This is a genomic window from Bacillus sp. EB600, from assembly GCF_024494385.1.
Taxonomy (GTDB): Bacteria; Bacillota; Bacilli; order Bacillales; family Cytobacillaceae; genus JAEVLT01.
This window is the reverse complement of the sequence record NZ_JAEVLT010000106.1, coordinates 1-1,923: the sequence shown is the minus strand read 5'-3', so window position 1 is coordinate 1,923 and position 1,923 is coordinate 1. Positions and strand designations below refer to the sequence as shown.

The window sequence follows — 1,923 nt, the reverse complement described above, 5'->3', positions numbered from 1 at the left end:
GCCAATTTCAATCAATTGGCCTTGACAACAGTCACAGATCGTATTTTTTGGATGATGGTGAACAGCTTCTACTTCAATACCATCACGCAATGAATCATTTCGTTTTTTCTTTTGAACTTTACGTACAACAGTATAAGAAATCGTCTGTTAGCTTTGTTCTCCTGTGTGCTCAGGTTCATTAAAAGCCGGGTCATCTTCAAATAGTGATACTTGCCCATCCGGTGTATTGTATTTCGATTTTTCAGTTTTTGATCCATATAAAAGCTTAGTTAAATGGCGAACTTGCTCGGTTAACGCTTCAATTTGTTTCGATAATTCCTTGTTTTGTTGATTCGAATGAGCCAATTGCTCTTCGAGCAGCCGAATTAATTTTTTGGTTTTGTTTTCATTCGTAGAAGAAGCGTTCGCCACATCATTCACCACTTTTCGTTCGTTTTCGTTCTTCTTATTATAACTAGTTCGAACAGCGGAATAAAGATAAAATTAGTGACTTATTTAATTTAGAACACACCTTTTGATGATGATTGAATCGCCTTTGGCTGCTGGATTGATAACCCTTCGAGCAGCCATCGAACTTCCTGCTGAGAAAGTTTGCGCACCTCATTTTCGTCTTTGGGCCATTGCAGCTTGCCGTTATCCAAACGTTTATAAAGCATGGCGAAGCCATCGCCATCGAAATACAAACATTTATAACGGTCTTTACTCCATCCCGAAAATAAGAAAATGGAATCGCCATATGGATCAAGTTCGAAAGAATCTTGAATCAGTGTTGCCAGTCCATCGATTCCTTTTCTCATGTCTGTTTTACCGCAAATGATATAAATGTTTTTCACACTTGTATAATCGTGTTTCACTGATCTTTCAACTCCCTCATGACCGTTTGGATGATGTGCTCATCTACGCCGTTGTAGAAGGATATTTCAGCGTTGCCAGTTTTGATCGTGCATGTAGGGTTTGGGGAAGCCACTGCTGGATTAGTTGCAGAAGCTTTTTCATTTTCGGTATGTAATGTAACGGGGACAATCGTTAGTTTTTGTTGTGGCATAAAAAGGCACCTCCTTAAATTGATACATTTATAGTACCAGGAGGCGCTACGTGTTTATATGTGTTGTTTGATTGGGGGCTTACATTGAACAAATAAAAAAACGGTAAAAGATGCCTGTACACTTTTTTGCCGTTGCTTTATTTTAGTAAATAGTTCGCACCTTTAATAATTGGGGTGGAGTCAGGAAAATGCGGATTTACAATGATAAGCATTTGATACAAGTCTTATGAGACAGTCAAGAGTCATTTAAAACGTTGATTTCACTATGTCTAAATAGACTTTACTCTATTGAGATTGTGAAGGGTTTCTACTTCGCATGGGCAGTTTAGTTGAAGTAGTCTGTTTGTCTATACTAAACTGAAATGGAAAAACTTGAAGGGAATGGTCTTATTGTTTATTGCTTTGTTAACTTACAAACAGCCTTTAGAAAAAGTAGATGAATATTTACAAGAACATCGTCTTTATTTAGAAAAAAATTTTAAATTAGGGAATTTTATAATCGCTGGTAGAAGAAATCCTCCTACAGGTGGTGTTATTTTAATTAATCAGCCATCTAAAGAACAAGTAATAGATATAATTAAAGAAGACCCATTTTACTCAAATGATATTGCTGACTATGAATTAATAGAGTTTACACCATCAAAATACGCTGCGGAATTTGACACTCTCATTAAATGATTGTTGTTTTACAATATCTTTAAAGCCATCTCTAAATTACATAGATTGTGAAAAGGAGCGATTTCCAGTCTCAAGAAATCGCCTTTTTTAATGGATGAAAATCTCTTTATCGTTGTAAATCCGCGTTTATCTTAACTCGTATATAGAAAACCTTTGTTTATCAATGGTTTATTCATTGAAGTCATGTCACTAGTGTTGCG

General features: G+C 36.0%; 3 protein-coding genes and 1 pseudogene. 1 reads left to right on the top strand and 3 read right to left on the bottom strand.

The window, feature by feature from the left end; genetic code table 11:
• The 3 genes and pseudogenes from JN080_RS30205 to JN080_RS28670 form a co-directional block, all read right to left on the bottom strand.
• Window positions 1-411 (bottom strand): annotated as a pseudogene (locus JN080_RS30205) (transposase domain-containing protein); the annotation flags it as partial.
• 89 nt (window positions 412-500) lie between these two features.
• Complete coding sequence (tnpB, locus tag JN080_RS28675) at window positions 501-854, bottom strand: IS66 family insertion sequence element accessory protein TnpB (RefSeq protein ID WP_256239337.1); 354 nt, start codon at window positions 852-854, stop codon at window positions 501-503.
• Window positions 851-1,045 carry a hypothetical protein gene (locus tag JN080_RS28670; RefSeq protein WP_256239336.1) on the bottom strand — a complete coding sequence of 65 codons (195 nt, stop codon included), beginning with the start codon at window positions 1,043-1,045 and terminating at the stop codon, window positions 851-853. Before JN080_RS28670 ends, tnpB begins: the two co-directional genes overlap by 4 nt.
• Window positions 1,046-1,426: 381 nt before the next feature.
• Here JN080_RS28670 and JN080_RS28665 point away from each other — a divergent pair, with 381 nt between their 5' ends.
• Window positions 1,427-1,723: a YciI family protein gene (locus tag JN080_RS28665; protein WP_309144724.1), complete on the top strand. Its 297-nt coding sequence runs from the start codon at window positions 1,427-1,429 to the stop codon at window positions 1,721-1,723.
• Window positions 1,724-1,923: the final 200 nt, after the last annotated feature.

Bases quoted from the DNA above. Each gene is read 5' to 3' on its own strand.
- JN080_RS28670 (WP_256239336.1), bottom strand. From the start codon at position 1,045: ATGCCACAACAAAAACTAACGATTGTCCCCGTTACATTACATACCGAA.
- JN080_RS28665 (WP_309144724.1), top strand. From the start codon at position 1,427: ATGGTCTTATTGTTTATTGCTTTGTTAACTTACAAACAGCCTTTAGAA.